At 61.1% G+C, this 26,944-nt stretch carries 24 protein-coding genes and 2 tRNA genes; 11 read left to right on the top strand and 15 right to left on the bottom strand.

The genetic code is table 11. The features are described from left to right. The first annotated feature begins 183 nt into the window (after positions 1–183). Together CLU85_RS13860 and CLU85_RS13855 are read left to right on the top strand one after the other, a co-directional pair. The gene (locus CLU85_RS13860; protein WP_100410764.1) at positions 184–1,962 is read left to right on the top strand and encodes a methyl-accepting chemotaxis protein; all 1,779 of its coding nucleotides are present in this window, start codon (positions 184–186) and stop codon (positions 1,960–1,962) included. 393 nt (positions 1,963–2,355) lie between these two features. After that, positions 2,356–4,107, top strand: coding sequence for a methyl-accepting chemotaxis protein (locus CLU85_RS13855; protein WP_100410763.1), 1,752 nt, complete (start codon positions 2,356–2,358; stop codon positions 4,105–4,107). Between the two features lie 158 nt (positions 4,108–4,265). Here the strand turns inward: CLU85_RS13855 and CLU85_RS13850 are convergent, their stop codons facing one another. After that, on the bottom strand, positions 4,266–5,567 hold the full coding sequence (locus CLU85_RS13850; RefSeq protein WP_100410762.1) for a GNAT family N-acetyltransferase: 1,302 nt from the start codon (positions 5,565–5,567) through the stop codon (positions 4,266–4,268). A gap of 80 nt (positions 5,568–5,647) precedes the next feature. Between CLU85_RS13850 and CLU85_RS13845 the strand changes: the two genes are divergently transcribed. Further along, a complete protein-coding gene (locus CLU85_RS13845; RefSeq protein ID WP_100410761.1) occupies positions 5,648–7,306 on the top strand; it encodes an NAD+ synthase in 1,659 nt (552 codons plus the stop codon). Between the two features lie 56 nt (positions 7,307–7,362). Beyond that, positions 7,363–7,701, top strand: a complete 339-nt coding sequence (locus CLU85_RS13840; protein WP_007857855.1) for a P-II family nitrogen regulator — start codon at positions 7,363–7,365, stop codon at positions 7,699–7,701. Positions 7,702–7,838: 137 nt separating this feature from the next. Here CLU85_RS13840 and CLU85_RS13835 read toward each other — a convergent pair whose 3' ends face one another. The 6 genes from CLU85_RS13835 to CLU85_RS13810 are packed head-to-tail and all read right to left on the bottom strand — an operon-like array spanning position 7,839 to position 11,385. After that, entirely contained in the window at positions 7,839–8,432 is a 594-nt protein-coding gene (locus CLU85_RS13835) for a TIGR00730 family Rossman fold protein (protein WP_100410760.1), read from the bottom strand. Then, positions 8,425–8,835 (bottom strand): diacylglycerol kinase, encoded by a 411-nt coding sequence (locus tag CLU85_RS13830; RefSeq protein ID WP_100410759.1) that lies wholly within the window; start codon positions 8,833–8,835, stop codon positions 8,425–8,427. The genes CLU85_RS13835 and CLU85_RS13830 overlap by 8 nt, the downstream gene beginning before the upstream one ends. Before the next feature lie 4 nt (positions 8,836–8,839). Next, on the bottom strand, positions 8,840–9,391 hold the full coding sequence (locus CLU85_RS13825; protein WP_100410758.1) for an RDD family protein: 552 nt from the start codon (positions 9,389–9,391) through the stop codon (positions 8,840–8,842). Between the two features lie 40 nt (positions 9,392–9,431). Then, positions 9,432–10,343: a DUF3106 domain-containing protein gene (locus CLU85_RS13820; protein ID WP_100410757.1), complete on the bottom strand. Its 912-nt coding sequence runs from the start codon at positions 10,341–10,343 to the stop codon at positions 9,432–9,434. A 20-nt stretch (positions 10,344–10,363) separates the two neighbouring features. Further along, entirely contained in the window at positions 10,364–10,819 is a 456-nt protein-coding gene (locus tag CLU85_RS13815) for a DUF3619 family protein (RefSeq protein WP_100410756.1), read from the bottom strand. Next, positions 10,816–11,385: an RNA polymerase sigma factor gene (locus tag CLU85_RS13810; RefSeq protein ID WP_100410755.1), complete on the bottom strand. Its 570-nt coding sequence runs from the start codon at positions 11,383–11,385 to the stop codon at positions 10,816–10,818. The genes CLU85_RS13815 and CLU85_RS13810 overlap by 4 nt, the downstream gene beginning before the upstream one ends. A 293-nt stretch (positions 11,386–11,678) precedes the next feature. Here CLU85_RS13810 and CLU85_RS13805 point away from each other — a divergent pair, with 293 nt between their 5' ends. The 6 genes from CLU85_RS13805 (at position 11,679) to pbpG (ending at position 19,153) form a co-directional block, all read left to right on the top strand. Continuing rightward, positions 11,679–13,472: an acetolactate synthase 3 catalytic subunit gene (locus CLU85_RS13805; protein ID WP_100410754.1), complete on the top strand. Its 1,794-nt coding sequence runs from the start codon at positions 11,679–11,681 to the stop codon at positions 13,470–13,472. A gap of 143 nt (positions 13,473–13,615) precedes the next feature. Beyond that, complete coding sequence (ilvN, locus tag CLU85_RS13800) at positions 13,616–14,107, top strand: acetolactate synthase small subunit (RefSeq protein WP_007857867.1); 492 nt, start codon at positions 13,616–13,618, stop codon at positions 14,105–14,107. 57 nt (positions 14,108–14,164) lie between these two features. Continuing rightward, positions 14,165–15,181, top strand: a complete 1,017-nt coding sequence (gene ilvC, locus CLU85_RS13795) for a ketol-acid reductoisomerase (protein ID WP_100410753.1) — start codon at positions 14,165–14,167, stop codon at positions 15,179–15,181. A gap of 192 nt (positions 15,182–15,373) precedes the next feature. Then, positions 15,374–16,207, top strand: a complete 834-nt coding sequence (pssA, locus tag CLU85_RS13790) for a CDP-diacylglycerol--serine O-phosphatidyltransferase (RefSeq protein ID WP_100410752.1) — start codon at positions 15,374–15,376, stop codon at positions 16,205–16,207. A gap of 214 nt (positions 16,208–16,421) precedes the next feature. Next, complete coding sequence (locus tag CLU85_RS13785; protein WP_100410751.1) at positions 16,422–17,960, top strand: 2-isopropylmalate synthase; 1,539 nt, start codon at positions 16,422–16,424, stop codon at positions 17,958–17,960. Between the two features lie 116 nt (positions 17,961–18,076). Then, positions 18,077–19,153 (top strand): D-alanyl-D-alanine endopeptidase, encoded by a 1,077-nt coding sequence (gene pbpG, locus CLU85_RS13780; RefSeq protein ID WP_100410750.1) that lies wholly within the window; start codon positions 18,077–18,079, stop codon positions 19,151–19,153. Positions 19,154–19,319: 166 nt separating this feature from the next. Here pbpG and CLU85_RS13775 read toward each other — a convergent pair whose 3' ends face one another. The 6 genes from CLU85_RS13775 to CLU85_RS13750 form a co-directional block, all read right to left on the bottom strand. Further along, on the bottom strand, positions 19,320–20,150 hold the full coding sequence (locus tag CLU85_RS13775; protein ID WP_100410749.1) for an IclR family transcriptional regulator: 831 nt from the start codon (positions 20,148–20,150) through the stop codon (positions 19,320–19,322). 55 nt (positions 20,151–20,205) lie between these two features. Next, a complete protein-coding gene (locus tag CLU85_RS13770) occupies positions 20,206–20,964 on the bottom strand; it encodes an arginyltransferase (RefSeq protein ID WP_100410748.1) in 759 nt (252 codons plus the stop codon). Further along, the gene (gene aat / locus CLU85_RS13765) at positions 20,961–21,716 is read right to left on the bottom strand and encodes a leucyl/phenylalanyl-tRNA--protein transferase (RefSeq protein WP_100412556.1); all 756 of its coding nucleotides are present in this window, start codon (positions 21,714–21,716) and stop codon (positions 20,961–20,963) included. Before aat ends, CLU85_RS13770 begins: the two co-directional genes overlap by 4 nt. 109 nt (positions 21,717–21,825) lie before the next feature. Further along, positions 21,826–21,901: transfer RNA gene (locus CLU85_RS13760), tRNA-Asn, on the bottom strand. 52 nt (positions 21,902–21,953) lie between these two features. Further along, positions 21,954–22,029, bottom strand: a tRNA-Asn gene (locus CLU85_RS13755). A 115-nt stretch (positions 22,030–22,144) separates the two neighbouring features. Continuing rightward, entirely contained in the window at positions 22,145–22,579 is a 435-nt protein-coding gene (locus CLU85_RS13750; protein ID WP_100410747.1) for a YbaN family protein, read from the bottom strand. 105 nt (positions 22,580–22,684) lie between these two features. On the opposite strand from CLU85_RS13750, the gene def reads away from it, so the two are divergent. Next, on the top strand, positions 22,685–23,224 hold the full coding sequence (gene def / locus CLU85_RS13745; RefSeq protein ID WP_100410746.1) for a peptide deformylase: 540 nt from the start codon (positions 22,685–22,687) through the stop codon (positions 23,222–23,224). Between the two features lie 59 nt (positions 23,225–23,283). On the opposite strand, the gene CLU85_RS13740 is transcribed toward def, so the two are convergent. Further along, entirely contained in the window at positions 23,284–25,875 is a 2,592-nt protein-coding gene (locus CLU85_RS13740; protein ID WP_198509192.1) for a [protein-PII] uridylyltransferase, read from the bottom strand. A gap of 111 nt (positions 25,876–25,986) precedes the next feature. Next, entirely contained in the window at positions 25,987–26,802 is an 816-nt protein-coding gene (map, locus tag CLU85_RS13735; protein WP_100410744.1) for a type I methionyl aminopeptidase, read from the bottom strand. Between the last annotated feature and the right edge of the window lie 142 nt (positions 26,803–26,944).

The following is a 26,944-nucleotide window of genomic DNA, read 5'->3' as shown; positions in this document are numbered from 1 at the left end:
GTGGTTTGCCCGCTGTCAGACCCGCCGTGCTGAGGGCCTGGTGCCCGCTCACTCCTTCGCCGCCCCGGCTTCTTCCCCGTCGGGATGTTTTGGCGCACATCACCCTGTCTCCCTTTGGCCCCGCTGCTTTCACGCTGTCGGGGTGTCCTGCCTATCCCGTTCACTCACACCAGGAGAGTTGCCATGAGCCAGTTCAAGATATCCACACGCCTCGCTGGATTGCTCACGGCCCTGTGCCTGCTGGTGCTGCTGGTGGGCGGGGCAGGGCTGTTTGGCATGGGTCAGTCCAACGCGGGGCTCAAGTCGGTGTACGACGACCGAGTGGTCCCCCTCAAGCAGATCAAGGTGGTGGCAGACATGTATGCCGTCAACGTGGTGGACGCCGCGCACAAGGTGCGCGACGGCGCGATGACGCCTGCGCAAGGACTGCAATCGGTGGTGGATGCGCGCAAGTCCATTGACACCAACTGGAAGGCTTACCTGGCGACGCAGCTGGTGGCAGAGGAGGTTCAGCTCGTCGAACGCTTCAAGCCCTTGCAGGCAAAGGCCGATGCGGCCACCGATGCGCTGGTGGGACATTTCAAATCTGGCGATGTGGCTGCGCTGACCCGCTTTGCCGCCAAGGAGATGTACCCGGCCATTGACCCACTGCAGGAAGTGCTGGGCCAGCTCATGCAAGTGCAGCTCGATTACGCCAAGGCCGAGTACGACGGTGCGGCAGCGAGCTTTCAGACCATCCGCGCGCTGGCGCTCTCGGCCGTGGTGTTGGGCATTTTGCTGGCGGTGCTGATGGGTGGCGCCATGATCCGGCAGATCTCGCGCGCTCTGGGCAACGCGGTGCAGATTACCGACTCGGTGGCACAGGGCGACCTCACGGTGCCCATCCACGCGCGCGGCAAGGACGAGATCGCCCAGCTGCTCGGCGGCCTGACCACCATGCGCGACAACCTGGCGCATGTGGTGTCGGGTGTGCGGGGCAATGCCCAGGGTGTGGCATCGGCGAGCGCCGAGATCGCCTCGGGCAACAACGACCTGTCGATCCGCACTGAGCAGCAGGCTAGCGCGTTGCAGGAGACCGCTGCGTCGATGGAGGAGTTGAGTTCCACCGTCAAGCAGAACGCAGACAACGCGCGCCAAGCCAATCAGCTCGCCATGAGTGCATCTACCGTGGCCGGGCAGGGTGGGGATGTGGTGGCCGAGGTGGTCACGACGATGAAGGGCATCAACGACAGCAGCAAGAAGATTGCCGACATCATCAGCGTGATTGATGGCATTGCTTTCCAGACCAACATTCTGGCCCTGAATGCGGCGGTAGAAGCCGCCCGCGCGGGTGAGCAAGGGCGCGGCTTTGCCGTGGTGGCAGGCGAGGTGCGCAACCTCGCCCAGCGCAGCGCCGAGGCCGCCAAGGAGATCAAGTCGCTCATCACGGCCAGCGTGGAGCGGGTGGAGCAAGGCACGCAGTTGGTGGACAAGGCGGGCACCACGATGACCGAGGTGGTGGGGGCCATCCGCCGTGTCACAGACATCATGGGCGAGATCAGCGCCGCCAGCAGCGAGCAGAGCACGGGTGTCTCGCAGGTGGGTGAGGCGGTCACGCAAATGGACCAGGTCACTCAGCAAAACGCCGCGCTGGTGGAGGAAATGGCCGCTGCTGCTGGCAGCCTGAGCCACCAGGCCCAGGCTTTGGTGGGCGCTGTGGCCGTGTTCAAGCTGTCGGCAGACCAGGCAAGGGCGTCGCAACCGGGCGGGTTGTCCGGGGTGGGGGCTGCTGCGCCATCGACCGCACCTGCTGCAGCGCGTGCAAATACCCCCGCAGGCGGCACGCCGTCGAAGAAGACCGCGCTCGCCGTGCGCTCGGGGCCTGCAGGCCCTGTCAAAAAGGCGGCTTCGGCTCCTGCCGCAGCGGCCAAGACCGCCCAGCCGGTTGCTGCGGGTGCAGAAGATGAATGGGAGAGCTTTTAAGTCTGGTTTGTCCCGGGAATGCACCAAATTAGGGCGTAGACTGCAGGCCATTGCCAGCAGATCTTGCCCACCAGGCCGATAGACAAGCCCTGGGACCGCCTCCGTTTCGCCGCACCAATACAAGCACGTGGGATGACCGCGTGCTTTTTTTATGCCCTGTCCCCCGTGACGGTGTGTCGCAGAGCGTATGACCGGTGGGCAAGCGGTGCAGATCAGATACGCCCACTTCGAAGTTGTTCAATATAAAATCATTTTTATCAAAATAATGATAAAATCGGCAAATCACCAGAAATAAACAGCCTTGTTGGCACCGTGCCCTGAAGCGCCCCAGGGCGCTGGGCGACCGACGGCCAATCGGCTGGCTTCCCCCCAATAACACCCACGAAAGAGTCCATGAACAACCTCAAAATCGGAGCACGCCTGAGCCTGGCCTTTGGCCTTGTCTTGCTGATCACGGCGGCCATCGCGGCCATCGGCGTCTGGCGGCTGGCTGTCCTCAAGGACGCCAGCATTCGCATCGCCAACGTCGAGATGGAGCGCAATGCCTTGGCGCAGGAGTGGAAAGCCGCCATTGACCTGAACTGGGTGCGCGCCTCGGCATCGCTCAAAGCCACCGATGGGGGTTATATCGAGTCGCTTTCTTCCGACATGGCTGCAACGTCCCTGCGGGCCAGCGAGGTCCAGAAGAAGCTGGAAGCGTTGATTGACGATGCCACCGAGAAGGCGCTGATGGACCGCGTGGCCACTGCGCGCGCTGCCTATGTGGGGGCACGCGCCAAGCTGCTGGAGCGCAAGAAGGCCGGTGAAGATGTGTTTGCACTGGTGGATCGCGACCTCAAGCCCCTGGCAAGCGCCTACCTCCAATCACTGGCCGATGTGGCTGACAACACGCGCAAGCAGCTCGACGAGTTTGAGGCCAGCATCCTCAAGACGGCGGGTGTGAGCCAGTGGGCCCTGGCGCTGGGTGCCGTGGCGTCGGTGGTGCTGGGTGCGTTGTTTGCGCTGTGGACGACGCGCACCATCGTGGGCCCTGTGCACCGGGCGGTACAGGCGGCCGATGAAATCAGTCAAGGCAATCTGTCGGTGGATATTCGCCACGAGGGCCGCGATGAAATGGCCCATTTGCTGCGGTCGCTGGGCGAGATGCAGCAGAACCTGTCGCGCATCGTGGGCCATGTGCGGTCGGGCTCCGAGAACGTGGCCACGGCATCGTCAGAGATCTCGCAGGGTAACAACGACCTGAGTGCGCGCACTGAGCAGCAGGCTAGTGCCTTGCAGCAGACGGCAGCTTCGATGGAGGAGTTGAACTCCACCGTTCGCCAGAATGCAGAAAACGCCCGCCAGGCCAACCAGTTGGCCCTGAGCGCATCCACGGTGGCGGAGCACGGTGGCGAGGTGGTGAGCCAGGTGGTGGGCACCATGAAGGGCATCCATGACAGCAGCAACAAGATCGCCGACATCATTGGCGTGATTGACAGCATTGCTTTTCAGACCAATATTCTTGCGCTGAATGCAGCCGTCGAGGCGGCGCGTGCTGGTGAACAGGGCCGTGGTTTTGCGGTAGTGGCCTCGGAAGTGCGCAGCCTGGCGGGTCGCTCGGCCGATGCGGCCAAACAGATCAAGGCCCTGATCAACGACAGCGTGGAGCGTGTGAGCATGGGCACCACGCTGGTCGATCAGGCCGGCGCGACGATGGCGGAAGTGGTGGGCGCCATCAAGCGCGTGACCGACCTGATGGGCGAAATCAGTGCCGCCAGTTCTGAGCAAAGCCAGGGCGTTGCCCAGGTGGGCGAGGCCGTGACGCAGATGGATCAGGTCACGCAGCAAAACGCCGCGCTGGTTGAGGAGATGGCTGCTGCCGCCAGCAGCCTGAACAACCAGGCGCAGGACCTGGTGAGCACCGTGGCGTTTTTCAAGCTGTCGACAGGGCACACATCGGGGGGTGTCTCGACAGTGCCTCCGATGACGGCCAGGGTCAGCGCTGGCCGGCCCGCTGCGGCACCTGGCGGTGCAGCGCGGTTCACGCCAGCAGCCAAGCACAAAGCATTACCGAAAGCATTGCCCTCCAAGCCAGCCAAGGCCCCTGCCCAGCTGATCGCTGCCCGCGCAGGTGCAGGTAACGACACCGACTGGGAGAGTTTCTGACGTTTTTTGCACCCGCACCCCCTCACCATCCCTGGTGGTGATGCGGGGGCTTGCGTGGGGGCCTTTCGGGCTGTGCCGTTGTTGCTGCCGTAGCCGTCCTATGGCGCGGGCTATTTCTCTGCTTCGCTGCAAGCATCCGCTGTGACGCGGTCCCGGGTTCAGGCGCTTGTCTTGAAGGGGCTGCGTGCCTGCAACTCGCTGAGATAGTTTTTCACCCCGGAACCTTCGCGCTCCAAAAACCGTTCCACTGCGTCCGCGAACGCCGGATGCGCCAGCCAGTGGGCGCTGGTGGCCTGCACGGGCAGCAGCGCGCGGGCCATTTTGTGTTCGCCCTGGGCGCCCCCTTCAAAGCGCCGTACACCCTGCTCGATACACCACTGCAGGGGCTGGTAATAGCAGGCCTCGAAATGCAGGCAGTCCACGCGCTCCAGCGCACCCCAGTAGCGGCCGTAGGCCACCAGGTCATGGTCTTTTTGGCTGCTAGCGCTTGATGCTGAATCACTGACAGCTATCAAAATGCTAGCAATTGGCTGGCCGTCGCGCTCGGCCACAAAGAGCAGCCAAGCCTCGGGTATGTGCGTCGCCATGCGGGCAAAAAAATCCCGCGTGAGGTAGGGGGGGTTGCCGTGCTCCAGATAGGTGCGTTCGTAGCATCGGTAGAAAAAATCCCAGTCGGCCGCACGGATATCGGCGCCACGCGACCAGCGAAAGCTGACCCCTGCATCGGCCACGCGACGGCGCTCCTGGCGGATTTTCTTGCGTTTGTCCTGGGACAGGCTGCCAAGAAAGTGGTCGAAGCTTGCAAAGGGTTGGCTCAAGCCGCCAACGGGTTGGGCCGAGGCGGTGGGGGATCCAAGCGCCGGTGAAGCCGGAGCCCCTTCCCCGTCAGGTGGGTGCATGACACCGGCTGTTGTGAGCAGGGGGGCGTCGTTCTTCCAGTGAAATTGCACCGTGTGCCGCAGCATCAGGTCTTGTTGGGTGCTGGCCTGCACATCGTCATCGCTGGCAAACAGCACATGTGCCGACGACACCCCCTCTTGCTCGCACCATTGGCACACCGCCTGGATGAGGAGTTGGCGTGTGGCTGCGTCGCGGGCCAGCAGGCGGCTGCCAGGCACGGGAGTGAACGGCACGGCCACCACGGCCTTGGGGTAGTAGGGCACACCGTGCTGCTCATAGGCGCTCGCCCAGGCCCAGTCGAAGACATATTCGCCGTAGGAATGGCTCTTGAGGTACAGCGGGCAGGCGGCAACCAGCGTATCGCTCTCCCAGAGCGTCATGAAGCGGGGCGTCCAGCCGGTGCGTGGTGTGGCGCTGCCGCTCTCTTGCAAGGCCGCCAGGTATTCGTGCCGCATGAAGGGCGTGGGGTGGTTTTGTTGCGCCAAGAGCGCGTTCCACGCCAAGGCGTCCACGTCGAGCGCAGAAGCGAGTACGCGGGCGATAATGGCGGTTTCAGCCATGCAGGTCCCCGTGATGCTCCATCCATAGCGGGCCTGCGCTGGCGATATTCAACCTGGCCGCAGGGGCCGATTCCAGTTCCATGACGCTCTCCATTTGCACTGCGCAGCTCAACTTTGTGGTGGGCGATATGCCCGGCAACGCGCAAAAGATCATTGCGGCCGCCCGCGAGGCCTATGCCCAGGGCACCCGGCTGCTGCTCACGCCCGAACTGGCGATTTGCGGCTATGCGGCCGAAGACCTTTTTCTGCGGCCCGCTTTCATCGCGGCCTGTGATGATGCCGTGAAAACCGTGGCCCGCGAGACTGCGGGGTTGAAAGGCCTGGCCATCGTGTTGGGCCATCCCCAGGCGGTGGTGTCCAACGCGCCTGCCTTCAGTGCCTGCTTCAATGCTGCCAGCGTGGTGCGTGACGGGCAGGTCGAGCAGACCTACGCCAAGCGCGAGCTGCCCAACTACCAGGTGTTTGACGAGCGTCGCTACTTTGTCGCGGGCAGTGCGCCCTGCGTGTTCGAGGTGGAAGGCGTGCATGTGGGCGTGCTGGTCTGTGAAGACGCGTGGTTTGCCGCCCCGGCCCGTGATGCCGCTGCAGCGGGTGCTCAGCTGCTGGCGGTCATCAACGCTTCGCCCTTCCATCTGGGCAAAAGCGCGGAGCGCGAGGCCACCATGCGCGAGCGCGTGGCCGAGACAGGTCTGCCGCTGGTGTACGCGCACTTGGTGGGGGGGCAGGACGAGGTGGTGTTTGAGGGCCGCTCGTTCGCGCTTAACGCAGACGGCTCCGTGGCCTGCCGGGGACCTGGTTTTGAAGAAAAACTGGTGTATGCGCAGGTGCATCAAGCACAAGCAGCTATCAAAATTGAAGCAGATATTGCCCCTGAAAAAAGCCTGGAGGCCGACCTGTGGGACGCGCTGGTGCTGGGGGTGCGCGACTACGTGGGCAAGAACGGCTTTCCGGGCGCGCTGCTGGGGTTGTCAGGTGGCATTGATTCGGCCTTGGTGCTGGCGATTGCTGTAGACGCGTTGGGGGCCGACAAGGTGCGCACCGTGATGATGCCGTCTCCCTACACGGCCGACATCAGCTGGATCGACGCGCGTGACATGGCGACCCGCATGGGTGTGCGTTATGACGAGATATCGATCAAGCCGCAGTTCGAAGCCTTCAAGGCCGCGCTGGCCAGCGACTTTGCGGGTCTGGCAGAAGACACGACCGAAGAAAACCTGCAGGCACGCATCCGGGGCACGCTGCTCATGGCGCTGTCCAACAAGTTCGGCGCCATCGTGCTCACCACGGGCAACAAAAGCGAGATGGCCACGGGCTACTGCACGCTGTATGGGGACATGGCGGGCGGGTTTGCCGTGATCAAGGACGTGGCCAAGACGCGGGTGTTTGATCTGGCCCGCTGGCGCAATGCCAACGATCCGTATGGCACGGGCGCCAGCCCCATCCCCGAGCGCATCATCACCCGTCCGCCCAGTGCCGAGCTGCGCCCGGACCAGAAGGATCAGGACAGCCTGCCGCCTTACGAGGTGCTCGACGCCATCGTGGCGCGCTACATGGAAAATGACGAGCCCATCGAGTCCATCATTGCCAGTGGTTTTGCACGTGCTGATGTGGAGCGTGTCACGCGCCTCATCAAACTCAACGAATACAAACGCCGCCAGGCCGCCGTAGGGATAAGGGTGACCCGCCGCAGCTTCGGCAAGGACTGGCGTTACCCTATCACCAGCAAATTCAGGGCTTGACGGTTGCACAGACCGCCACGCCACCCGCTTTTTTCACATCCCCGAGGAGACCCGCCATGAAAATGATCACCGCTGTCATCAAGCCCTTCAAGCTCGAAGAAGTCCGCGAAGCCCTGGCCGAATGTGGTGTGACCGGCCTCACCGTGACCGAGGTGAAGGGTTTTGGTCGCCAGAAAGGCCATACCGAGCTGTACCGGGGGGCCGAGTACGTGGTGGACTTCTTGCCCAAGGTGAAGGTCGAGGTCGTGGTCAAGACCGAAGACGTGGACCGCTGTGTGGATGCCATCGTGAATGTCGCGCGCACCGGCAAGATTGGCGACGGCAAGATTTTTGTGACTGCCGTGGAGCGTGTGGTGCGGATCCGCACGGGCGATCTGGACGACGCGGCGGTATAGGGCCCCTGAGCTTGAGCGGCGCTTTGCCGCTCCCCTCTCTCTCGCGGCGCTGCATGGGCCGGGGGCAACCCAGCCGCTGCGGCACGTCTCTCGCCTGGGCCACGCCAGGCTCGGCGGGCAGAGGCTCTGGTTTTGAGTTAAATCACCGAACGCAGGGCTACCGGGGCCTGATCAGGCGCCGCATCCTGCACCAGCGTGCGCAGCAAGGCTTCGGCATCGGTGGATGTGTGCAGCAAGCCCATCTGCCACTCCCCCATGAAGCCGCTGGCCACGCTGGTCTGCAAAAAGCCCAGCAAGCCGTCGTAGTAGCCTGCCACGTTCAGCAAGCCCAGGGGCTTGCTGTGGTAACCCAACTGGCGCCAGGTCCACACTTCAAACAGTTCTTCAAAGGTGCCGATGCCGCCCGGCAGGGCCAAGAAGGCATCGCTGCGCTCAGCCATCAGGGCTTTGCGTTCGTGCATGGTCTGCACGATGTGCAGTTCGTCACATTGCCTGTTGGCCAGTTCCTTGTCGACCAGCGCCTGGGGAATCACCCCCACCACGCGCCCGCCCGCCAGGCGTGTGGCCTCGGCCACCGTGCCCATCAGTCCGCTGCGGCCGCCGCCATAGACCAGTTGGCCACCGTGGGCCCCGATCCACTGACCGACTGCCTGAGCAGCCTGGGCAAAAGCCGGGTTCTCGCCGGAGCGCGAGCCGCAGTAGACGCACACAGAAAATGCGGGTTCAGCCATGCAAAAGCCTCTGGTAAAGAGCCGCTGCCCAGATGCCCATGCACAGCAGCAAGGCGAGCAGCACCGCTGCGCTGCCCATGTCCTTGGCGCGCTTGGACAGGTCATGCCATTCTGGCCCGATGCGGTCGATGGCGGTTTCAATGCCTGTGTTGAGCAGCTCCACAATCATCACGATCACGACGGAGCCCGCCAGCAGGGCGACTTCGACCCAGCTGCGCCCCAGCCAGAGCGACAGTGGCAGCAGCACCATGGCGGCAATGGCCTCCTGGCGGAAGGCTTTTTCGTTCCAGCCTGCCCGCAGGCCTTCCATGGAATAACCGGCGGCGTGCCAGATACGGTTGAGGCCGGTGCGCGCTTTTTGGAGGTTGGCTGGAGCCGCCGTCGGCGGGGTAGATGTAGACATGGGACTATTTTTTGGGAAGTTCAAAGTGCACCAGTCGCGTGCCTGCGAGTGCGTCATGCCAAAACTGTTGCTCAGGGTGAAAGCGGCTCAAAAGGGCCCAAACAGCCACCCAGCCCAGCACGATGACCGCAGATTCGCCCCCAGAGAGCGAAAACGGAGCCACGGCTGCAAGCGGGGGCAGGAACCAGAGCCAGCTCAACACGTAGCGCAATAGTGCGCGTCCCTGGGTGATCGGCTGACCGGACTTGCCGACCACGCGGATGTGCCAGGTTTTTTGTGCGAGGGTCTGTCCTTTGGCCCAGAACCAGGTGAAGTAGATGCCAAACACGACGAACAGGAAGGCCTGCAGTGCGTGCCGGTTGTCCATGGCGTTGCGGGTCTGGCTCAGGGTGCCAAACAGATAGCCTGCAATGAAGACCACGCCGAACATCAGCATGCCTTCATAGAGCCAGCAGGCCATGCGTCTCCCCAGGTTGGGTGTTGTTACACCGGGCCATGCCGATGGGGTGGTGCTGGCGTCGACCGGCGGAGTAGGGGAGGGAGGAGAAGCGGACATTCCAGGTCAGGCCCTTGGGGGCTGGGGGCAGGTTACAAACCTACTGAGGATACAGGCCTGAGGTGTCTGGGGTCACGGACTGGGGCGTGGTGGTGGCGGGACCCTCGGCCGAGCCTGCACCCAAAGGCGGCAGCGGTGCCGGCACCGCCGTAGGAATCGCCACCGGTGCGGTTTCCACGCCAGAGGCGGTGGATGCCGCCGCAGCGCTCGGGCTTTGTGGTGTGGTGTTACCCCCCGTGGCGGGTGGCATGGGTGTGACCGGCGCTGCCACGCGGGGCGTGTGTTCAACGACCGGTGGAATCTTGGGCGCGTTGGGCCGGCTGGGGTTGGCTTCTGTGGCAGCGGGCACTTGCGCCAGTTTTCTGGGAGAAACAGGGCGCAGTGCCGTGGCCGCCCCCGTGGGCTTGGGCACGGCCCGGGCTGCCAGCGCACGGCGTTCTTCGTCGGACAAGGCCTGGTAGGCCTCCCACTGGGCGCGCTTGTCGTCACGCGCCAAGCGATTGGTGACCGCGTAGTTCAGCCGTGCCTGGTTGCGTTGTTGTGCACTCAGGCTGGCCCAGTCAGTAATTCGGTCATGGAACTTGTTCTGTTCCTCTTCCGACAGTGTGGGGTAGTTGGAGGCCAGCGTCAGCCACCGGCGCTTTTGTGCTTCGCTGACAAGTGACCAGCGCTCAGCCAGTGGATACAGGGCCATTTTTTGCGGGGTAGTCAATGTCTCCCAGCCAGGGCCTGATTCGGCCTGGGGTTGATGCATTGCGCCCGGTGCCAGGGGCGTTCGGGCGTTGTTGGGGCTGGCGACCGCCGCTTCAGCACCCGCTTGCAGCAGTGTGCCGGGGGCCATGCGCATCTGCATCCACACCTGGCCCCCCCCGATCGTGAGCACGCCCAAGAGCGCCAAAGCCAGCACGAAGGCTGGCAGGGCGGGGGAGGCGTCGGAAGGGCTTGGGTGCATGCAGGCAGTTGTCAGGCAGTTCAGTTTGACGGCGCGGATGTCTTGAGGAATTGTACGAAGCCGGGATCCGCGTAGGCGGCTGGTGGCAGATCATCGGTCAACAAAGCGGCATCCACTTCGGCGACATCGTTGGCGCTGCGCTCATCCTGTGCAATGTTGATGACCACAAGGCCTACCACCAGTGCCAGCAAAGGAACTGCCGAAACCAGCGCATTCCACCAGCTAACACCTTCACCGCCTCGGCCCAGTGTGGCTGCATTGCCTGTGCCAATGACCACGGCAGCAGGTGCTGTGCGCCGAACCGGTGCAGTGACCTTGCGTTTGCTCAGTGCCTGCACGCGGGACGCGCGCAGACGCTCAGAAATGTCGTAAGGCAATTCGTTCGTCCCACTGGACAACCGCGCCGTGACGCGCAGCGCAAAGCGCTCAGCGGCAGCTTCTGCTTGTGTCGATGGGGTCTGTACAGTGTTTTTCATGGCTCGATTCCTTTGGCCTTCAGTGCCTTGCTGAGGGTTTGTATGGCGCGAAAGCAGTGTGTTTTCACGCTGCCTTCAGAGCAACCCATGGCGGCTGCTGTCTCTGCGACATCCATTTCCTCCCAGTAACGCATCAGGAACGCTTCCCGTTGACGTGGTGGCAGTTCTGCAATCTCTGCTTCGATGCCGTGGAATATCTGAGCCCGGCGGGTGAGGTCTTCCGCACTCTCTGCTCTGTCACCGTCATCTGGCCCTGAATAGGCTTCCAACAGATCAAAATCCATGCCATCTTCACCAGGGCCTTCAAAGTCGCTCATGCTCGAAAACAGTGCATTGCGGGTCTTTTGGCGCCGAAACCAGTCTAAAGTGCAATTGGACAGGATGCGCTGGTAGAGCATCGGAAGCTCTGCTGCAGGCTTGTCTCCGTAGTGTTCGGCCAGCTTGAGCATGCTGTCTTGCACGATGTCAAGCGCCGCTTCCTCATTGCGAACGTGGTAGACCGAGCGCTTGAAGGCGCGCTTTTCTACACTTTTGAGGAAATCGGAGAGTTCTTGTTCGGTTGCCAAGAGGGATCAGCCCGGGAGGGAGTGGTACAGAGGCGCTGCAAAAATACGGCGGTCTGACGCTGTAAAGCATTTGATTATCGCATCCGCTGGGGTTTTTTTCGGCCATGGCGGGTTTTGCGTGTGTTGCAGTGCGATAATTGATGTTGCAATTCAAAAGGCAAACGGGTCACGGTCCGGCGCGGTAATCATCCCGCCAATGTCCTTGGCCTCAAGTTCCAAGCCGCCTCCACAAGAGTGCGTGCGAGGAGCACCCAAGGTTTTTCGTCAGAGAAATTCACAAAGGTTGATCGATCATGGAAATCTCCAAGGCTGAACTTTCAGCGGCTGCTGCTTCGCAGGGCAACAATATCTCCCCCGTTTCCGGTGCTCAGGACCTCATGGGTTCCGAGATCCTCATCAAGTCGCTTCAGGCGGAGAACGTTCAGTACATCTGGGGCTATCCCGGCGGTGCGGTTCTCTACATCTACGACGCGCTCTACAAGCAAGACACCATTCAGCACGTGCTGGTGCGCCATGAGCAGGCTGCAGTGCACGCCGCTGACGGCTACGCCCGTGCTACCGGCGAAGTCGGCGTGGCGCTGGTCACTTCCGGCCCCGGCCTCACCAACGCTGTCACCGGTATTGCCACGGCCTACATGGACAGCATCCCGATGGTGATCATCTCCGGTCAGGTGCCCACGGCGGCCATCGGACTGGACGCCTTCCAGGAATGTGACACGGTCGGTATCACCCGCCCCATCGTCAAGCACAATTTCCTCGTCAAGGATCCGCGTGATCTGGCCATGACGATGAAGAAGGCTTTCCACATCGCCCGCTCCGGCCGCCCTGGCCCCGTGGTGGTAGACGTGCCAAAGGACGTATCCTTTAAGAAGGTGCCCTACAGCGGCTATCCACAAAGCGTGGAAATGCGTTCGTACAACCCTGTGCGCAAGGGCCATGGCGGACAGATTCGCAAGGCGCTCCAGTTGTTGCTGGCGGCCAAACGCCCCTACATCTACACCGGCGGCGGCGTACTGCTGGGCAATGCCACCAATGAGTTGCGCACGCTGGTGGACATGCTGGGCTACCCCGTCACCAACACGCTGATGGGCTTGGGTGCCTATCCGGCGTCGGACCGCAAGTTCCTGGGCATGCTGGGCATGCACGGCACCATCGAAGCCAACAACGCCATGCAGAACTGCGACGTGCTGCTGGCCGTGGGTGCTCGCTTTGATGATCGAGTGATTGGCAATCCCAAGCACTTCGCTCAGAACGACCGCAAGATCATTCATGTGGACATCGACCCGTCGAGCATCTCCAAGCGTGTGAAAGTCGACATCCCGATTGTTGGTGATGTGAAGGATGTGCTGACCGAGCTGATCTCCATGATCCGCGAGAGCAGCACCCGCCCCGATGCCGGTGCGCTTGCTGCGTGGTGGGACACCATCGAAGGCTGGCGCAGCCGCGATTGTCTGAAGTACAGCATGGGCAGCCCCGACGTCATCAAGCCCCAGTACGTGGTGGAAACGCTGTGGAACATGACCAAGGACGTCGATACCTACATCACGTCCGACGTGGGTCAGCACCAGATGTGGGCTGCCCAGTATTACCGCTTTGATGAACCCCGCCGCTGGATCAACTCCGGTGGCCTGGGCACCATGGGTGTGGGCATTCCCTACGCGATGGGTATCAAACTGGCCAAGCCCCAATCCGAGGTGTTCTGTATTACCGGAGAAGGCTCTGTGCAGATGAACATCCAGGAGCTGTCCACTTGCCTGCAGTACAACACGCCGATCAAGATCTGCTCGCTCAACAACCGCTACCTGGGCATGGTGCGGCAGTGGCAAGAGGTTGAGTACGAGGGCCGCTACAGCCACAGCTACATGGATGCGCTGCCCAATTTCGTGAAATTGGCCGAGGCCTATGGCCATGTGGGCATGTTGATCGAGCACCCCAAGGACGTGGAGCCGGCGCTGCGCGAAGCACGCAAGCTCAAGGACCGGACGGTGTTCATGGACTTTCGCACCGACCCCACCGAGAACGTGTTCCCGATGGTGCAGGCCGGCAAAGGTATTACCGAAATGTTGCTGGGATCGGAAGATCTTTAAGCATAATCGGTCCCCAGCGCTTGTCCATCAAGCGCTATAAGCTATTAAAGTAATAGCAATCACTTTTTTGACGAATCTATTGCCTGCCAAGCCCGAGCATTACCGTGCACGGGGGAGGGCAGCGAAAAGAGGAATCTGCACTTATGAAACACATCATTGCTGTCTTGCTGGAAAACGAACCCGGTGCGCTGTCGCGCGTCGTGGGACTGTTCTCCGCCCGTGGTTACAACATCGAATCTCTCACCGTGGCGCCCACCGAGGATCCATCGCTGTCGCGCATGACCATCCAGACCACGGGTTCCGACGACGTGATCGAGCAGATCACCAAGCATCTGAACCGCCTCATCGAAGTGGTCAAGGTGGTGGATCTCACCGAAGGCGCCTACACCGAGCGCGAGCTCATGATGGTGAAGGTGCGCGCGGTGGGCAAAGAGCGCGAAGAGATGAAGCGCATGGCCGACATCTTCCGTGGCCGCATCATCGACGTGACCGAGAAGAGCTACACCATCGAGCTGACGGGTGACCAGTCGAAGAACGACGCTTTTTTGCAAGCGATTGATCGCACGGCGATCCTGGAAACCGTCCGCACTGGAGCCAGCGGTATCGGTCGCGGCGAGCGCATCTTGCGCGTGTAAGACAATTCTTCGTTTTTAATTTTTCAACCCAACAACGTATTTCAACCGGAGCGACCCATGAAAGTTTTCTACGACAAAGACACCGACCTGAGCCTGATCAAGGGCAAAACCGTGGCCATCATTGGCTACGGCAGCCAAGGCCACGCCCACGCACAAAACCTGAACGACAGTGGCGTGAAGGTCGTGGTTGGTCTGCGCAAGGGTGGTGCATCGTGGGACAAGGTCGGCAAAGCCGGCCTGAACGTGCTGGAAGTGAACGACGCGGTCAAGGCCGCTGACGTGGTCATGATTCTTCTGCCTGACGAAGACATCGCAGCGGTCTACAAGAACAACGTCGAACCCAACATCAAGCCAGGCGCTTCGCTGGCATTCGCCCACGGCTTCAACGTGCACTACAACCAGGTCGTGCCCCGTGCTGACCTGGACGTGTGGATGGTGGCGCCCAAGGCACCCGGCCACACCGTGCGCAACACCTACACCCAGGGTGGCGGCGTGCCACACCTGGTGGCCGTGCACCAGGACAAGTCTGGCAAGGCCCGTGACCTGGCCCTGAGCTACGCAGCTGCCAACGGTGGCGGCAAGGCCGGCATCATCGAGACCAATTTCAAGGAAGAAACCGAGACCGACCTGTTCGGCGAGCAGGCCGTTCTGTGCGGTGGTGCTGTCGAGCTGATCAAGATGGGTTACGAAACCCTGGTCGAAGCCGGCTACGCGCCTGAAATGGCCTACTTCGAATGCCTGCACGAGCTCAAGCTCATCGTGGACCTGATCTACGAAGGCGGCATTGCCAACATGAACTACTCGATCTCGAACAACGCCGAGTATGGCGAGTACGTGACCGGTCCTGAAGTCATCAACGAAGAGTCGCGCAAGGCCATGCGCAACGCTCTGAAGCGCATCCAGAATGGCGACTACGCCAAGATGTTCATCCAGGAAGGCCGCCTGAACTACCCATCGATGACGGCCCGCCGCCGCAACACGGCCGACCACAGCATCGAAGTGGTGGGTGCCCAGCTGCGCGCCATGATGCCTTGGATCGCCAAGAACAAGCTGGTCGACCAGACCCGCAACTGATACTTCCCTGTGAAGCATCCAAAGGCCACTTCGGTGGCCTTTTTTGTTGCCGGGCGTCCCGGTTTGCAGGCGCTACACTGCGGCCTTCGCCTTTTGCGCGTGCGGCGATCTGGCTGTCCTGCGGGAAATTGTTGAGAACTATAAATTTAATAGCTGCTTGCGCAACGCAGGTAAGCGCTGGAGGTCTTTTTGATGCATGACGGCAATGAACCTACCGACAATCCCGGTGTGATGGTGCGCAAACGGCGCAAGGGCATCTATATCTTGCCTAACCTGTTCACGCTGGCGGCATTGTTCGGTGGTTTTTATTCCATCGTGATGGCCATGAATGGTCGATTTGACCTGGCTGCTGTGGGCGTGTTCTGCGCCATGGTGCTTGATAGCCTGGACGGGCGGGTGGCCCGCATGACCAACACCCAAAGCGCCTTTGGTGAACAAATGGACTCGTTGTCCGACATGGTTTCCTTTGGGGCAGCGCCTGCACTTATCGCCTACGAATGGGCGCTGCAGGGATTGGGGCGCTGGGGTTGGTTTGCGGCGTTTGTTTACTGCGCATGTGCAGCCTTGCGTCTTGCACGTTTCAATGTGAATACCGGTGTGGTGGATAAGCGCTATTTCCAGGGCTTGCCTTCGCCCGCTGCGGCAGCCCTTGTTGCTGGCTTCATTTGGCTCATGACCGAGTTGGGTGTGCATCCGGGCGAAGACCTCTGGCTGACCTGGGCTCAGATCATGTGGACCATGTTTGCCTTCACGCTGTATGCGGGCCTGACGATGGTGACCAATGTCCCGTTCTACAGCTTCAAGGACATCCAGATGAAGAAGAGCGTGCCATTCGCTGCGATTGTGCTGATTGCGCTGGGCATTGCCATCATCAACATCCACCCACCGATTGTGTTGTTCGGTGTGTTCGTGTTTTATGGGGTGAGCGGCTACGGTGTGTACGCATGGCGCAAGGCCAAGGGGCAGCACAGCAGCGTGATCAGCACCTCGACCGATGAACCCGATGAGCGCGGACTTCATAAGTGACTGCGATAGCGCCGGACCACTTGTGCTACATTGCTCAACATGAACAAGTTTGCACTGGCTCTACTGCTAATCCCCCACGGGCGGAGACAGTAGGCGCACGCGCACACTTTTCCACAAAGGCCCGTATGCACCCGCAACGGGCCTTTTGTTTTGGGCGCCAGATTTTTTGCGTTGCGGGCTGACCCCACCACCCACCAGTACCAGGAGAAACCACATGGCTGACAAACTGATCATTTTCGATACCACCTTGCGCGACGGAGAGCAGTCCCCTGGCGCCTCGATGACCAAGGACGAAAAACTCCGTATTGCCCGGCAGCTGGAGCGCCTGAAGGTGGATGTGATTGAGGCAGGGTTTGCTGCCAGCTCGAATGGTGATTTTGAGGCGGTTCAGGCCATTGCCAATGCGATTCGGGAGTCCACCATCTGCTCTCTGTCACGTGCGAATGACCGTGATATTTCGCGTGCTGCCGAGGCCCTCAAGGGGGCGGCCAGCGCCCGTATTCACACTTTTATTGCCACTTCTGCCCTTCACATGGAAAAGAAGCTGCGCATGACGCCCGACCAGGTGCTGGAGCAGGCAAAGCAGTCGGTCCGCTTTGCGCGCAATCTGGTGGGAGATATTGAATTCAGCCCGGAAGACGGCTATCGCAGTGATCCTGATTTTCTGTGTCGCGTGCTGGAAGCCGTGATTGCAGAGGGTGCGACGACGATCAATGTGCCCGATACCGTGGGTTATGCCATTCCTGAGTTGTATGGCCACTTCATCAAGACGCTGCGTGAACGTATCCCAAACAGTGACAAGGCGATTTGGTCTGTGCATTGCCACAACGATCTGGGCATGGCTGTGGCGAACTCGCTGGCTGGCGTGAAGATTGGCGGTGCTCGTCAGGTGGAGTGCACCATCAACGGTCTGGGCGAGCGTGCTGGCAATTGCTCGCTCGAAGAGGTGGTTATGGCCATCAAGACCCGCCGCGACTACTTTGATCTGGATCTCAACATTGATGCCAAGCACATCGTGGCGGCCAGCCGCATGGTCAGCCAGACCACCGGCTTCGTGGTGCAGCCCAACAAGGCCGTGGTGGGGGCCAACGCCTTCGCCCACGCCAGTGGCATCCACCAGGACGGCGTTCTCAAGGCACGCGACACCTACGAGATCATGCGAGCCGAGGACGTGGGCTGGAGCGCCAACAAGATCGTGCTGGGCAAGCTCAGCGGCCGCAATGCTTTCAAGCAGCGCCTGCAGGAACTGGGCGTGAGTCTGGACAGCGAGACCGAAATCAACAGCGCTTTCACCCGCTTCAAGGAACTGGCCGACCGCAAGAGCGAGATCTTCGATGAGGATATTCTGGCCTTGGTCAGCGACGAAAGCGTGACGGCCGAAAAAGAGCAGTACGGCTTTGTGTCGTTGTTTCAGCAAAGTGAAACGGGCGAGCAGCCCCGTGCGCGCATCGTCTTCACGGTGGATGGCCAGGAAGTGCGCGGCGAGTCCGAAGGCAATGGCCCCGTTGATGCTTCGCTCAAGGCCATCGAGTCGCACGTCAAGAGCGGCGCCGAGATGGTGCTGTATTCGGTGAATGCCATCAGTGGCTCGACAGAGAGCCAGGGGGAGGTCACCGTGCGTTTGCAGAACAGCGGCCGGGTCGTCAACGGTGTGGGCGCGGACCCTGACATCGTGGTTGCGTCAGCCAAGGCCTACCTTAGCGCGTTGAACAAGTTACAAAGTAAAGCCGATCGGGTTGCTGCCCAGGGTTGAACGATCAATTTATAATTTCACTCACTTTCTTGGAAAGTCGCGCAAGGTATTGATCTTGCGTGACTTTTTTTGATTCTGTACACTGCTCAACACTTATTACCGTTTGGAGCACTTTGATGCACCATCGCCACCGCGCTGCAGTGAATCGTTTTTTTAAGCTTTTGGGCTTTGCTGTCGTCAGCGCCGCCCTTGTTGGGCCGCTCGCACATGCGGGTGAACAAAAGAAAGCCGCTGCTAAAAAGCAGCAGGTGAGTTCTGCGAATACCAAGCGGACCGTGGCGCCACGCAAGGCGGCTGCAAACACCAAGGCGGTGCGGGTTTCCGCCAAAACGGCGAAGGCCCCCGTCCGGGTGGCGTTCGTTCCTGCCAAGCAGTCCTTCGGGCAGATGGCCGGTCTCCACGAAGTCAATGATCCCCTGGATCTCAAATCCAGCGTTGCGCTCGTGGTGGATCAGGACACACATGAAGTTTTGCTCAGCAAGAACGATCATGCTGTGCTGCCGATTGCATCTCTGACCAAGTTGATGACGGGCATGCTGATTTCTCAGGCCAAGCTCCCCATGGATGAGCCTTTGACGATCACTCAGGACGATGTTGATACCGAAAAAGGCAGTCGCTCTCGCCTGACCGTTGGATCCACATTGACGCGCGGTGAAATGCTGCATCTGGCTCTCATGTCCAGTGAGAACCGTGCAGCACATGCACTTGGAAGAACCTATCCAGGTGGTTTGGATGTTTTTGTGGCCCAGATGAACGCCAAGGCCCGTTTGCTGGGGATGACCGATACGCGCTATGTGGAGCCGACCGGGTTGTCGAGCCACAACCAATCGAGTGCTCGCGATCTCGCCACGTTGGTGAATGTGGCACATGGTGACCCGTTGCTGCGCGAACTCTCCACCTCGCCAGGTTACGAGGTCGCTGTGGGGCGGAAAACTTTGCAGTACAACAATACCAATGGCTTGGTGAAGAATCCGACCTGGGATATTGGGCTGCAGAAAACAGGCTATATCTCCGAAGCCGGGCGTTGTCTCGTTATGCAGGTGCAGGTGGCTGGTCGTAAGCTGATCATGGTGTTTCTGGACTCTGCGGGCAAGTTCAGTCGACTTGGAGATGCTGAGCGGGTTCGCCACTGGGTCGAGTCCACGCCCGCACTGGCGGCGCCTTTGCAGGCGGCCCGTGGCACCAACGGTTGACGAGGGATAACAAAAAAAGCCCGATAGACCAGATTGGCGGTCTATCGGGCTTTCTTTTTTTGTCCGACCTTGGATGCTCTGGCGGGGCGGGGCGGGGCGGGGCGGTTGTGGTTCGGAGGTCGGTGCGCGCCAGTTGTTGATGATGTGCGCTTTCTGGCGCATTCTCCTAGCGCAAGGCTGTGCGACCCATTGCGGCTGTTTCGCTATTGATGTCGGTGCTGGTGGGCACATAACCCAGTGCCAAAGATATCTCATTGGCGGTGGCTTGCAGCTTGGGCAACCAGCCCTCATCCAGCCGGTCGGCGGGTGCTGAGATGGACAGGCCTGCCACTAATTTGCCTTGGTCGTCATACACGCCTGCGGCCATGCAGCGTACACCCAGCTCCAACTCTTCGTTGTCGCGGGCCATGCCGTATTGGCGTGCCTTCGCTAGTTCTCGTTCCAGAATGGGTAGCTGCGTGATGCTATTGCGTGTGTGGCCAGCAAGCCCGGTGCGTGTGGCATAGGCGCGAACACGTTGGGGGTCGTCCAAGGCCAGAAAGAGCTTACCTGTAGAGGTCAGGTGCAAAGGGGCGCGACCACCGATGGCACGTACCACCTGCATGCCTGAGCGCTCGCTGTAGGCACGCTCGACATACACAATTTCGTCGCCCTGGCGCATGCTCAGATTCACAGGCTGCTGGATCAGTTTGTGCAAGTTGCGCATCGGAGTCAGTGCGGCATCGCGCACACTCAAGCGGGCCTTGACGAGGTTGCCCAGTTCCAGCAGTCGCATACCAAGCCGATAGCTACCCGACTCGGGGCGATCAACGAAGCGACCAATGGTCAGGTCATTCAGGATTCGGTGCGTGGTAGACGGGTGCAAACCCGTTTTTTCACTGATTTCTTTGAGGGAAATCGCTTCTTCGCGGGATGCCAGGACATCGATCAGCGTAAACATGCGCTCAAGCACTTGAACGCTGGGTTTGACGGGGATGCTAGGATCGATTTTTTTCATGGGCGGCAATAGGCGGGAGCCGCTGCATCTTACCTTGTGAAATGTTGCTGGGTGTTCATGTGCTCTGTGGCGGGTGGGTGTGCGCCCGATGCCACTGTCCCTCCGTGCGAATCTCATGCGGATGAAATCGCGCCTTGTAGTTCATCTTGGGGCTGGCCTCGATCCAGTAGCCAAGGTACACATGGGGTAGCCCCAGAGAGTGGGCTTGCGCAAGTTGCCACATCACGTTGTAGGTGCCATAGCTGCAATGGGGCTCTGGTTCGTAGAAGGTGTAAACCGCCGAGAGGCCGTCATCCAGCACGTCAAGAATGGAGACCATCTTCAGGGGGCCTGGCTCACCCATTTCATCGGCCTCCCGAAACTCCACCAGCCGCGAGTTGACTCGGCTTTGAAGTAGAAACTGTGTGTACTGATCGATGCTGTCATGGTCCATGCCACCGCCCGCGTGGCGCCCATTCTGATAGCGCAGGTACAGCTGGTAGTGCTCTGGCACAAAACACAGGCGCAGAACTCTCGCCTGCAACCCGCCATGGCGGGCAACGGCGCGTTTCTGGCTTCGATCGGGCTTGAAATCGTTGACGAGTACCCGCAGTGGCGTGCAGGCTTGGCAACCGTCGCAATACGGTCGGTAGGTAAACATTCCGCTGCGACGAAACCCCCTGGCGACCAGATCGGAGTAAAGGTCGCTCTGGATCAAATGGCTGGGCGTGGCGACCTGCGACCGCGCTTGCCGGTCCGGCAGATAGCTGCAGGGGTAAGGGGCTGTCGCATAGAACTGCAGGGTCTGCAGCGGGAGATCGTTGAGTTGCGTCATGCCTTGGGGGTCTTGGTGGGCAGCAGCTCGTCCCAGTATACGGGGTCAAACACCCAGGGAATCGGCGGTTGACTGCGCGCTTTTTCAACGTGCACGAGGAATTCGGCGCGCGGGATTTCGCGCGCGCCCAAGGAGGCCAGGTGCCTCGTGTTTTGCTGGCAATCGATCAGGCGGATGCCGTGGTGGCTGCACAGGGCCACCAGCGCAGCGAGCGCAATCTTGGATGCGTCTGTGGTGTGGGCGAACATGGATTCGCCAAAGACGGCGTGGCCAAGTGCTACGCAATAGAGGCCGCCGACCAGCTCGCCATGCACCCAGGTTTCCACGCTGTGCGCGTAGCCTGCTTCGTGCAGGCGGGTATATGCCTCGACCATCTCGGGCACGATCCAGGTACCCGCCTGGCCATCGCGCTCCTTGGTCGCGCATGCCGTGATGACAGCCCTGAATGCGTGGTCTACACGGATCTCGCAATGCGCGTTGGCGTGGAAGGCTTGCAGGGTCTTGCGCAGGGATCGGTGCAACCGGAACTGCGAGACCGGCAGCACCATCCGGGGATCTGGAGCCCACCAGAGGATAGGCTGGCCGGGGCCGTACCAAGGGAATGTGCCTTGTCCGTACGCGGCGCACAAATGGCTCGCATCCAGCGCGCCTCCAGCTGCCAACAGGCCGGGCGCGGGATCGCTGGGTCCCCAGGCTGTGGTCGGCGAGGGGAGGGGGTCTTCGGGTTCCAGCCAAGGCAGTTGCGGGGGCATGGTCGTGGTGGGCAAAGACACCATTGTCCGGCATGCACCATCTGCGGACAGCTTGCGTTGCAGGCAACAAAAAAGCCCTGCACTAGAATGTAGTGCAGGGCTTTTTGAGTGGCTCCTCGACCTGGGCTCGAACCAGGGACCTACGGATTAACAGTCCGGCGCTCTACCGACTGAGCTATCGAGGAATGATCGGTATGTAAAAGGCCCCGCTTTACTCATGCAGGGCCTGCAAATTTTTGGCTCCTCGACCTGGGCTCGAACCAGGGACCTACGGATTAACAGTCCGGCGCTCTACCAACTGAGCTATCGAGGAACAAGACTTAGATTATATACACAAAAAAATCGCCAAAACCGTTGGAACAGCGTGTTTGTACCTTCACATGGATTTTCTCAACGAGCTTGCTCTGGCCTGTATCCGGAAGGCAGCTTTACGACGGCTCCGGGCGGCGCCATAACCAGACCAGAACGCAGGCCATGCTTCCGATGGCAAAGGCCGCGATCCATGGACGCGATACGGTAAAGAGCAGCACGACGGCACTCAAGGACATCATGAGGGCCGCGCTCCATTTGGCGCGGCGGCTGACCTTGCCGCCCTGGGCCCAGTTGCGCAGCGAAGGACCGAACAGCCGGTGGTTCCAGAGCCATCGGTACAGTCGTGGGGAGCTGCGCGCGGCGGCCCAGGCCGCCATGAGAATGAAGACCGTGGTCGGCAGGCCCGGAACAATCACACCCATGGCGCCCATCACCAGACAGAGCACCGCAAAAGCTTGCAGCAGCCAGCGCACAGGCCAAGGCAGAGGCTGTGGAGTGGGCTCGGTCGGGGGTGGGACGACGGTGGAATCGTCTGGGGGCGTCAAAGCCATGGAGCGTATTGTGAATGGGCTCGCTGCGGCAGATGCTCGTGTGAGCAGCTATGCTGCGTGCGCCCCGCATGCATCTGCATCCGCTTTTGTAGAGACTTCTAATCCATGACCATTCACACCATCCTGAAGATGGGCGACCCGCGCCTGCTGCGTGTGGCCCAGCCTGTGACCGAGTTCGACACCGATACCTTGCATCGCCTTGTGCTGGATATGTTTGACACCATGCGCTCTGTCAATGGAGCCGGTCTTGCAGCCCCGCAAATCGGTGTGGATCTGCAACTGGTGATCTTCGGCTCCCAAGAGCGCAATCCCCGCTATCCCGACCGTCCCCTGGTTCCTCCTACCGTGCTGCTGAATCCGGTGATCATGCCGTTGGGTGAGCAAGAGGATGAGGATTGGGAGGGATGCCTGTCGGTGCCAGGACTGCGCGGCAAAGTACCTCGCTGGTCCTGCATCCGCTACACCGGCTTTGATCCATATGGCGACCCCATCGACCGCACGGTAGAGGGCTTTCATGCCCGCGTGGTGCAGCACGAGTGTGATCACCTCATTGGCAAGCTGTATCCGATGCGGGTGCGGGATTTCGCGCAGTTCGGCTTCACCGATGTTCTGTTTCCTGACATCAGTGCCACAGAAGACGACTGACGTGCGGGGCGCAGCGAAGGGAGGTCATCGGTGGGCACTGCTGCCGCTGCGGCCCAGCGTCAGGACGACAACTCGCGCAGCAGCTCGGTTTCGATCTGGATCTGGCGGGCATTGTTTTGCAGCTCGGGGCCTTGGATGAGGAAAGTGTCTTCCACGCGTTCGCCGAGGGTGCTGACCTTGGCCAGTTGCACGCTCAGATGGTGCTGCGCGAGGATGCGCGCCACCAGATAAAGCAGGCCCGCGCGGTCGCTGGCCGAGATGGCCAGCAACCAACGCTGTGCCTTCTCGTCGGGCCGCAGCGTGACGCGTGGCGCCACAGGAAAACTCTTGACCCGGCGCGAGACCCGTTTGCGGGCAGGTTCTGGAAGAGGTCCGCCTTCTTCGATCACGCGCATCAGGTCGCTTTCGACCATGTGCGTCAGCTCGCGGTAGTGCCCTGGCTGTGACGATGCCACCACCTGAAAAGTATCCAGCGCATAGCCGTTGTTGGCGGTGTGCACGCGTGCATCGAGAATGCTGAATCCGACGCGGTCAAAGTAGCCGCAGATGCGCGCAAAGAGATCCTCCTGGTCAGCGGCATACACCATCACCTGAAGCCCGTCGCCTGCCAGCGACTGTCGCGCACGCACTACGGGTCGGGTAGCGCCCACATGGCGCGACAGGTGGCGCGTGTGCCAGGCAATGTCGGCAGCATCGTGGCGCATGAAATAGCTCACATCCAGCGTGGCCCACAGCGCCTTGTGAACATCGAATGGCAACGCGTTGAGCGCCAGCAAAACCAGTGCCTCGCGCTTGCGGGCCTCGATCTCGGCGGCCGCGTCGGGTGCGCGGCCGCCCAGGGTGCGCAAGGTGGCTCGGTAGAGGTCTTCGAGCAGCTTGCCTTTCCAGGCGTTCCAGACCTTGGGGCTGGTGCCACGAATATCGGCCACCGTGAGCAGGTACATGGCAGTAAGGTTGCGCTCATTGCCCACGCGGCGTGCAAAGGCCGCGATCACGTCCGGGTCGCTCAGGTCCTGCTTTTGCGCCACGGTGCTCATGGTCAGGTGCTCACGCACCAGAAACTCGATGAGTCGGCCATCGTCGCGGTCCACAGCGTGTTGGCGGCAAAAGCGCCGCACCTCTTCGGCGCCGATCTGTGAGTGATCGCCGCCTCGGCCCTTGCCGATGTCGTGAAACAGGGCTGCTATATACAAAATCCAGGGCTTGTCCCAGCCCCCGGCAAGCTGCGAGCAAAACGGGTACTCGTGGGCATGCTCGGCCATGAAGAAGCGGCGCACATTGCGCAGCACCATCAGGATGTGCTGGTCTACCGTGTAAACGTGGAACAGGTCATGCTGCATCTGCCCCACGATGCGGCGAAACGGCCACAGATAGCGCCCCAGCACCGACGTCTGATTCATCAGCCGCATGGCATGGGTGATGCCGGAGGGCTGCTGCAGGATGCGCATGAAGGCATCGCGGTTGACCGGATCGCGCCGGAAGGCGCTGTCCATCACCCCGCGTGCGTTGTACAGCGCGCGCAGCGTGCGCGCCGACAGGTCCTTGAGCCCCACGGTGGTCTGGTAGAGCAGAAAGGTCTCCAGGATGGCGTGGGGGTCGCGTGTGTACAGGTCGTCGCTGGCCACTTCGATGAGTCCGGCCTTTTCGAAGAAGCGTTCGTTGATCGGCCTTGGCTCATGCGTTGATGGACTCAGGCGCTCTTCGATGTTGAGCAGCAAGATCTGGCTGAGCTGTGATACCGCCTTGGCGGCCCAGTAGTACCTTCGCATCAGGGTTTCGCTGGCGCGCATGGGCAGCCGCGAACCGTCGGGCGCCTGCGAGCGGTAGCCAAACGATTCGGCCACGGCCGTCTGCAGGTCAAACACCAGCCGGTCTTCGTGCCGGCCCGCCGCAGCATGCAGGCGCGCACGAACAAGGCAGAGCACTGCTTCATTGCGCTCGATCTGGCGTACCTCGAAGGCCGTGGCCATGCCGCTGGCGGCCAGTTCCTTCCAGTTGCTGCCCAGGCCTGCAGCCTGCGCCACCCAGAGGATCATCTGCAGGTCACGCAGGCCGCCCGGGGATTCCTTGCAATTGGGTTCCAGCGAGTAGGGCGTGTTCTCGTACTTGGTGTGGCGCTGGCGCATCTCCAGCGTTTTGGCCACGAGGAAAGCCTCGGTGTTCATCTGTGCACGGTACTGTTGCTGAAACTCGGCAAACAATGCCACGTTGCCACACACCAGTCGCGATTCAAGCAGCGAGGTCTGCACGGTGACATCGCCCGCGCTCTCGGCCAGGCACTCAGCCACGGTGCGCACGCTGGATCCGATCTCCAATCCTGTATCCCAGCAACTGCCGATAAATCCCTCCAGTTGCGCGCGCAACGCGCTGCCTGCCTCGGGTGTCGCTCCGTTGGGCAGGAGCAGCAGGACATCAACATCAGAGTAGGGGAAGAGCTGATCACGGCCAAAACCACCCACCGCCACCAAGGCCATGTTGTCGGGTAACTGGGCGCGTTGCCACAGCGTGTGCAGCAGGTTGCCCGCCAGGGACGACAACTTGCGCAGCAGCACGCGGATACCGCGCGTGGATGCGCCCGTGGCCTGCATGGCAACCAGCAAGGCGGCTTTGTCGCTGCGGTAGGTGTCCCGCAGTGCATGGAGTTCAGTCATGGTCGGTGTGTGCGCTGGTTTGAACAGGTTTTCGGGCCATGAAAAAGCCATGCAAGAGTTGTGCGCGCCGGTGTGCAGGTCTGTCCGCCACGCCGGCGTGCCAGGCGCGCGTCAAGTCGCCGTAGCCGTCACAAAGGCGGGCAATGGCGGTGATCCCGCTGACAAGGTCATCACTTCATACCCCGTTTGTGTGACCAGAACGGTGTGCTCCCATTGAGCAGACAGGCTGTGGTCCTTGGTCACGATGGTCCATCCGTCGTTGCCAAATTCCTTCACCTCGCGGCGGCCCGCATTGATCATGGGCTCGATGGTGAACACCATTCCGGGCTGGAGTTCGTCCAGCGAACCCGGGCGGCCGTAGTGCAGCACCTGGGGTTCTTCGTGAAACTTCTGTCCAATGCCGTGGCCACAGAATTCACGCACGATGGAAAACCCATGGCCTTCGGCAAACTTCTGAATCGCGTGGCCGATGTCACCCAGGTGGGCGCCTGGCTTGACCTGCACGATGCCATGCCACATGGCTTCAAAGGTGAGTGCCGACAGGCGCTTGGCAGCGATCGAGCACTCACCGATCAGGTACATGCGGCTGTTGTCGCCATACCAGCCATCCTTGGTGATAACAGTCACGTCCACGTTGACAATATCGCCCTTCTTGAGCGGTTTGTCGTTGGGGATACCGTGGCACACCACATGGTTGACCGAGGTGCACAGCGAAGCCGGGTAGGGCGGGTAACCGGGCGGCTGGTAGCCCACGGTGGCCGAAATCGTGCCCTGCTGAGCCATACATTCGGCGCCCAGGCGGTCGATTTCTTTGGTCGTGATACCGGGCTTGATGTGCGGCGCAATGTAGTCCAGCACTTCGGAGGCCAGGCGGCAGGCCAGGCGCATGCCCTCAATGTCTTCAGCGCTTTTGATGGTGATGCTCATGCTGCAATTATCCCATTGCACCCCGGCGGCTGCAGCGGGCCATGGACAGCCCGGTAAAATGCCGGGTTGTCCTCCCGCCCAGGCCCATCGGCCTGGACCCCGGGCCGGCGCCATCACTGACCCCTCACACCCCCAACAGGCC

Source organism: Acidovorax sp. 69 (assembly GCF_002797445.1).
Taxonomy (GTDB): Bacteria; Pseudomonadota; Gammaproteobacteria; order Burkholderiales; family Burkholderiaceae_C; genus Acidovorax.
Note: the sequence above shows the minus strand (reverse complement) of the source record. Positions and strands in the feature narration are given on the sequence as shown.

Coding starts and splice junctions, on each gene's coding strand:
- CLU85_RS13835 (WP_100410760.1), bottom strand. CDS start 8,432: ATGGCTGAACCCGCATTTTCTGTGTGCGTCTACTGCGGCTCGCGCTCC.
- CLU85_RS13785 (WP_100410751.1), top strand. CDS start 16,422: ATGGCTGACAAACTGATCATTTTCGATACCACCTTGCGCGACGGAGAG.
- CLU85_RS13825 (WP_100410758.1), bottom strand. CDS start 9,391: ATGTCCGCTTCTCCTCCCTCCCCTACTCCGCCGGTCGACGCCAGCACC.
- CLU85_RS13750 (WP_100410747.1), bottom strand. CDS start 22,579: ATGGCTTTGACGCCCCCAGACGATTCCACCGTCGTCCCACCCCCGACC.
- CLU85_RS13830 (WP_100410759.1), bottom strand. CDS start 8,835: ATGTCTACATCTACCCCGCCGACGGCGGCTCCAGCCAACCTCCAAAAA.
- CLU85_RS13770 (WP_100410748.1), bottom strand. CDS start 20,964: ATGACGCAACTCAACGATCTCCCGCTGCAGACCCTGCAGTTCTATGCG.
- CLU85_RS13775 (WP_100410749.1), bottom strand. CDS start 20,150: ATGAAAAAAATCGATCCTAGCATCCCCGTCAAACCCAGCGTTCAAGTG.
- CLU85_RS13840 (WP_007857855.1), top strand. CDS start 7,363: ATGAAAATGATCACCGCTGTCATCAAGCCCTTCAAGCTCGAAGAAGTC.
- CLU85_RS13805 (WP_100410754.1), top strand. CDS start 11,679: ATGGAAATCTCCAAGGCTGAACTTTCAGCGGCTGCTGCTTCGCAGGGC.
- pbpG (WP_100410750.1), top strand. CDS start 18,077: ATGCACCATCGCCACCGCGCTGCAGTGAATCGTTTTTTTAAGCTTTTG.
- CLU85_RS13820 (WP_100410757.1), bottom strand. CDS start 10,343: ATGCACCCAAGCCCTTCCGACGCCTCCCCCGCCCTGCCAGCCTTCGTG.
- ilvN (WP_007857867.1), top strand. CDS start 13,616: ATGAAACACATCATTGCTGTCTTGCTGGAAAACGAACCCGGTGCGCTG.
- CLU85_RS13815 (WP_100410756.1), bottom strand. CDS start 10,819: ATGAAAAACACTGTACAGACCCCATCGACACAAGCAGAAGCTGCCGCT.
- aat (WP_100412556.1), bottom strand. CDS start 21,716: ATGCCCCCGCAACTGCCTTGGCTGGAACCCGAAGACCCCCTCCCCTCG.
- CLU85_RS13740 (WP_198509192.1), bottom strand. CDS start 25,875: ATGACTGAACTCCATGCACTGCGGGACACCTACCGCAGCGACAAAGCC.
- map (WP_100410744.1), bottom strand. CDS start 26,802: ATGAGCATCACCATCAAAAGCGCTGAAGACATTGAGGGCATGCGCCTG.
- CLU85_RS13860 (WP_100410764.1), top strand. CDS start 184: ATGAGCCAGTTCAAGATATCCACACGCCTCGCTGGATTGCTCACGGCC.
- CLU85_RS13850 (WP_100410762.1), bottom strand. CDS start 5,567: ATGGCTGAAACCGCCATTATCGCCCGCGTACTCGCTTCTGCGCTCGAC.
- CLU85_RS13845 (WP_100410761.1), top strand. CDS start 5,648: ATGACGCTCTCCATTTGCACTGCGCAGCTCAACTTTGTGGTGGGCGAT.
- pssA (WP_100410752.1), top strand. CDS start 15,374: ATGCATGACGGCAATGAACCTACCGACAATCCCGGTGTGATGGTGCGC.
- def (WP_100410746.1), top strand. CDS start 22,685: ATGACCATTCACACCATCCTGAAGATGGGCGACCCGCGCCTGCTGCGT.
- CLU85_RS13855 (WP_100410763.1), top strand. CDS start 2,356: ATGAACAACCTCAAAATCGGAGCACGCCTGAGCCTGGCCTTTGGCCTT.
- ilvC (WP_100410753.1), top strand. CDS start 14,165: ATGAAAGTTTTCTACGACAAAGACACCGACCTGAGCCTGATCAAGGGC.